Below are 4,889 nucleotides of genomic sequence, written 5' to 3' on the forward strand. Positions count from 1 at the left end.
ATCCAATATCGACACTGCCAATGTTAACGCCATTTGCCCCGCGGACACTTGGTCGCTTTTTTGCCAGGTAATTTTAGCTCTTGCGCCGAACACGGTTACCATGCGGTAGCCGTTGTACTTCTCGCCACACTCCTGACATGTCCTGTCAAAGTCACGTTTTAAGCTTGTTTCCGAACTTAACCAACAAGGAAACAATCATGCAAAGTGCTATTGAAATCGTCACCTTTAAACTGCGTCAGGGAATAACGGAACAAGATCTGGTCGCCGCATCGGAGCAGAGCCAGGCATTTGTCGCTAATCTGCCAGGGTTTCAGTATCGTTCATTAAGCTACGAAATCGAACGTAACCTGTGGAATGACGTAATCTATTGGGATTCCATGGAAGAAGCCAAACAGGCCAGTAAGCAGTTTGCAGCGAATGAGCAATGCCAAGCCTTAATCGCACTGATCGACCGAGATTCAGTCGACATTCAGCACCAACACATTAAGATGTGTGACCTGGCCAAAAAATACCGTTAATCAGCATCTGGGATGAAGACTGAATGAGTAAATCGGAACGACTATTTGAACTCCTGACCTTGCTGCGTTCCCGACGCTACGCGGTCACTGCCTCGGCGCTCGCTGAAGAAATGCAGGTTAGCGAAAGGACCATTTATCGCGATATTCAATCACTCATTCGTTCCGGCGTTCCGATATACGGAGAAGCGGGGGTCGGCTATTTACTGCAAGCCGGCTCCCACCTCCCGCCCTTGATGTTCACCGAACAAGAAATGATGGCACTGGAACTGGGTATGAAAATGGTGCGCTCATGGTCAGACGAAGAACTCGCCAGCGCGGCCAAAAGTGCGTCGACGAAAATATTGTCTGTCCTTCCGGACAAAAGAAAACAACAGGTGGAAGAATTTTCGATGCTCGTGCCGGATCTGCATTCTCGTTCAGACACCGCCAGACATAGCCAGATGCTGCGCCATGCAACCGACGCCAGGTTGAAAGTCGAAATGGAATACACCGCAGAGAATGGTAAGCAAACCCGGCGCACGCTCCAACCTCTCGGGCAAATTTTCTGGGGCAAGATATGGACATTAGTGGCTTGGTGCGAACTGCGCCACGACTATCGTCATTTCCGTCTTGATCGCATCAAAAAACTCAGCACACTTGCTGAGGGATTCGAGATAACAAACACCAAATCCCTCAGTCATTACACATCACTCCATGTGCCGGCAGAACGTTGATTAGGCGATCAGAATGTCTTTCAGTTCATGCAATGACGCCACGGTGTAACTCGGAGCAATGCCATCCACGGCATCTACACGTTCGGTATTGAGCCAGCAGGTTTCTATCCCAAAATTCATACCACCAAGAATGTCTGAATGCGGATTGTCACCAACCATCAATACTTTCGATTTGCACGGATGGCCCATCAGCGACATCGCATGGGCAAAAATACCTTCGTCTGGCTTGGCGATACCCACTTGCTCAGAAATCACAATGTGATCGAAGTAGCTGCTCATTCCAGTTCTTTCCAGACGAATAGCCTGAAGCTCCGTAAAACCATTGGTGATGATGCCCATTCTGGCCTTTCCTGACAGCGCTTCCATCAACTCCTTCGCACCCGGCAGTAAGGTACAGATATCCGCCATAGCTTCGAGAAATGCAGTGTTCAGCTCAGCAGTGGTCGTTTCAAGTTTTTTCGCCCAGAGGTCAAAACGTGTGTGCTTTAGCTCATCAGCGGTAATGTCACCATTCTGATAATCAACCCAGAGCGGTTTATTCACTTGCTGATACTCAGCAAAGTCCTGTTGCGTGAATTCAATTCCCTTACGGGCAAACATCAGTTGCATGCCTTTGAATGCGTCAAAATGGAACAGGGTCTCGTCCGCGTCAAACAGAATCCAATCGTACTTCATGATTACTCCTTACTCGTTCGGCCTAGTTTAGATTGTTTTCTTCTGGATGATAATCCATATAATAAGAAACTCATTGTTAACTTAAACTCAACTATATGCACAGTTTCTCTGCTATCCCCGTGTTCGTCGCCGTTGTAGAAAACGGCAGCTTTTCCGTCGCGGCTGCCAAGCTCAATATCACCAAGTCAGCAGTCAGTAAACGCGTCAACCAGTTGGAGGATGAACTCGGCATTCGTCTGCTGAACAGAACAACGCGCAAACTCAGCCTGACTGAGGCTGGTCAGCGCTATTACGATTACGTATCGCAGGCGCTGGGTCTCGCTCAGCAGGGGCTGGACGCCGTCACAGAGTTGCAGGGCTCACCGCAAGGGCGACTGAAAATCAGCGTACCAATGGGATTTGGTGTCAAGCACGTCGCCCCCATTATCGCCGATTTCATCGAGCTGAATTCGCAAATCGAAATCGATCTGCAACTTGAAGATCAAATGGTGGATTTGATTGAAGGTGGTTTCGACCTAGCGATTCGTATCGGCCATTTACCTGTGTCTAATTTGGTGGCACGTCGTCTGGCGCCCTGTAAAAGCCTGTTGTGTGCCTCTCCCATTTATCTGGAACAATACGGTGAACCCAAACGCCCAACGGATCTCGCTCATCACAATTGCCTGCGCTATAGCTATTTCCGAGGCGGGCACGAGTGGACATTTGAAAGTGTCCACGGCGAGCATAAAGTCGTTCCTAAGGGAAACTTTGTGGTGAATAACAGTGAAGTTATCCGCCGCACGGTGTTAGACGGACTCGGCATCGCTCAGTTACCCACGTTTATCGTGGCATCCGATATCGCCAAAGGCACCTTAATTCCCGTGATGCAGGACTTCCCTCTGCCAGAGCACGCCATTTATGCGGTGTTTCCGGAAAGAAAGCACCTGCCACTGAAAGTCCGGACGTTCATCGAATACATAGCCGACCGGCTGGGGACAGATACACCCTATTGGGATCAGTTGATCGCGACTCCCTGACCCACACTTGCCATACGTTCACGCAGGCGCTGGGCATAATCACGTAATACTCTGGCGTTGTCGCCTGCCTTCGCATCCCCACACACTTCTCCGTTAAACGAAATCTGTGGGCTGGAATAAAACGGCCTGCGTTTCGGAGCGTAACTCATGACCGTACCGCCGTTCGCACACAAATAGGCACGTGCGTATGGTTTGATGTATGGCCATTCCCAAACCGCACTGATCTCTGTGAGATCGTTGTTGCCCACCTGCTCTTTTAAGGTTTCGGTGTCATGTTCCGCCCAGGCTAAATGACCAAACTCGTGCTCAAGCACATGTTGGGAAGTGTTGTACCGCAAGGCAATAAAATGACCATGAGGCACACGCTCTGCTTGTCCGTGGAGATCACCCTTAAAAAACGTGTTTTCACTGCCAAGAATCAACGCATAATAATGGTTGGACTGCTGACGGATCTGGCTAATACGATCGGCCCCCAGAACAGATTCCAGCGAATAATGCGCTGAGCTAAAGTCCAGTAAATAGTGATCGCTCAAATCAACAAACGTTACTTCTGCCACATTGCGTGTCATTGGGATACAAGAGTTCTCCAAAACCCAATTGGAGTAATTCACCCAAAATTGCATCTGAGTATGGATCTCTTGCTGCGAACGTCCTTTCAGAGCTTCGTTTGCCACAAAGAAATGGACGTACGTCGGCACGGGCTTATCAATATTACACACCGGCGCTTTCATCCCCCGGCTGATGCTCTTCGACTGGCAACCACTGACACTCAACACACCCGCCAGTGCAGTAAAAGAAAGATATTTACGCAGCATATTATTCATCTTATATACAACCAGTCGGGCAATGATACTGAGCCGTGACCAGGAATCAATAATTGAGATTCGCCTCACTACTGGGTTTCATGCACAACGCCAAGCGTTATCGTCAACTTTATTGATATAGACCTCTTACCGCCTCGTCATAATGTGTGACAAATCAGGCAATTTAAGCAGCCTCTTCCACCCTGTCAGTGAACAGATGACCCAGCTCAACGACACTGAATACAAGTCCGTATTAAGCTCGTTGCAATTACAGGGGGAGCTATGAAACACTTTTTGCCATCGAGCGTTATGCTGACACCTTTTGTCGTGAAAAATTATCGGCCTGACGATCACGATCAGGATGAAATCGACGATAATATAGAAAGCACTGAAGTTGATCAGGAACTTAGCCCAAAGGAGTGAGTCCTGAGTTCTTAAGCGTAAAGAAAAGGAAAGTTAAGATGAAAAAGGTTGCTGTCATATTGAGCGGATGCGGTGTTTTCGATGGTGCTGAAATCCATGAAACGGTGCTGGCTCTGCACGCGATCGAGAAGCATGGTGCGACCTGGCACTGCTTCGCGCCAGATATCGAACAAATGCATGTGATAAACCACATCACCGGTGAGGAAATGCCTGAAACCCGCAATGTACTGGTCGAATCTGCTCGAATCGTCCGAGGTCAGATAGAGGATGTCGCCAAACTGAATCCGGCTGACTTTGATGCCCTGCTCTTGCCCGGCGGCTTTGGCGCAGCAAAAAACCTGACCGACTTTGCTGTAAAAGGCACAGAATGCAGTATTAATGCTCATGTGGCTGCGGCCTGTCGTGGCTTTGCCGAAGCGAAAAAGCCTGCGGCGTATTTGTGTATCGCGCCAGCCATTATTCCCATGATTTACGGCACCGATGTACAGGGCACTATCGGAAATGACGTCCAAACTGCCAAAGCCTTTCGTCAGATGGGCGGCGATCATGTCGAGTGTCCGGTAGACGACTACGTGTTCGATACAGAAAACAAAGTGCTTTCAACACCAGCCTATATGCTGGCTGAAACATTTCACAAGCCGCAAGCGGGATTGAACGTCTGGTAGCACGCTTGATCGAAATCGCCTGACGGCGTCTCAGCGAAAAGCGTCCGCGCGGCGCTGTTTCCAGTCTGTTTAGCCA

General features: G+C 49.2%; 5 protein-coding genes and 1 pseudogene. 4 read left to right on the forward strand and 2 right to left on the reverse strand.

The window, feature by feature from the left end; translation table 11 throughout:
- Positions 1-197: 197 nt before the first annotated feature.
- A complete protein-coding gene (locus CAG65_RS20300; RefSeq protein WP_161454789.1) occupies positions 198-518 on the forward strand; it encodes a hypothetical protein in 321 nt (106 codons plus the stop codon).
- A 23-nt stretch (positions 519-541) separates the two neighbouring features.
- The gene (locus CAG65_RS20305; RefSeq protein ID WP_161454790.1) at positions 542-1,231 is read left to right on the forward strand and encodes a helix-turn-helix transcriptional regulator; all 690 of its coding nucleotides are present in this window, start codon (positions 542-544) and stop codon (positions 1,229-1,231) included.
- Here CAG65_RS20305 and yjjG read toward each other — a convergent pair whose 3' ends face one another.
- A complete protein-coding gene (gene yjjG / locus CAG65_RS20310) occupies positions 1,232-1,906 on the reverse strand; it encodes a pyrimidine 5'-nucleotidase (protein WP_161448147.1) in 675 nt (224 codons plus the stop codon).
- A 95-nt stretch (positions 1,907-2,001) separates the two neighbouring features.
- Here yjjG and CAG65_RS20315 point away from each other — a divergent pair, with 95 nt between their 5' ends.
- Positions 2,002-2,922: a LysR family transcriptional regulator gene (locus tag CAG65_RS20315; RefSeq protein WP_021705038.1), complete on the forward strand. Its 921-nt coding sequence runs from the start codon at positions 2,002-2,004 to the stop codon at positions 2,920-2,922.
- On the opposite strand, the gene CAG65_RS20320 is transcribed toward CAG65_RS20315, so the two are convergent.
- Positions 2,901-3,737, reverse strand: coding sequence for a hypothetical protein (locus CAG65_RS20320; protein ID WP_161454791.1), 837 nt, complete (start codon positions 3,735-3,737; stop codon positions 2,901-2,903). The two genes, CAG65_RS20315 and CAG65_RS20320, sit on opposite strands and share 22 nt — an antisense overlap.
- 449 nt (positions 3,738-4,186) lie before the next feature.
- Between CAG65_RS20320 and elbB the strand changes: the two are divergent.
- Positions 4,187-4,836: pseudogene (gene elbB, locus CAG65_RS20325) on the forward strand (isoprenoid biosynthesis glyoxalase ElbB).
- Positions 4,837-4,889 lie beyond the last annotated feature (53 nt).

Origin of the sequence: Vibrio sp. V39_P1S14PM300 (genome assembly GCF_009904765.1) — a bacterium.
Lineage (GTDB): Bacteria > Pseudomonadota > Gammaproteobacteria > Enterobacterales > Vibrionaceae > Vibrio > Vibrio proteolyticus.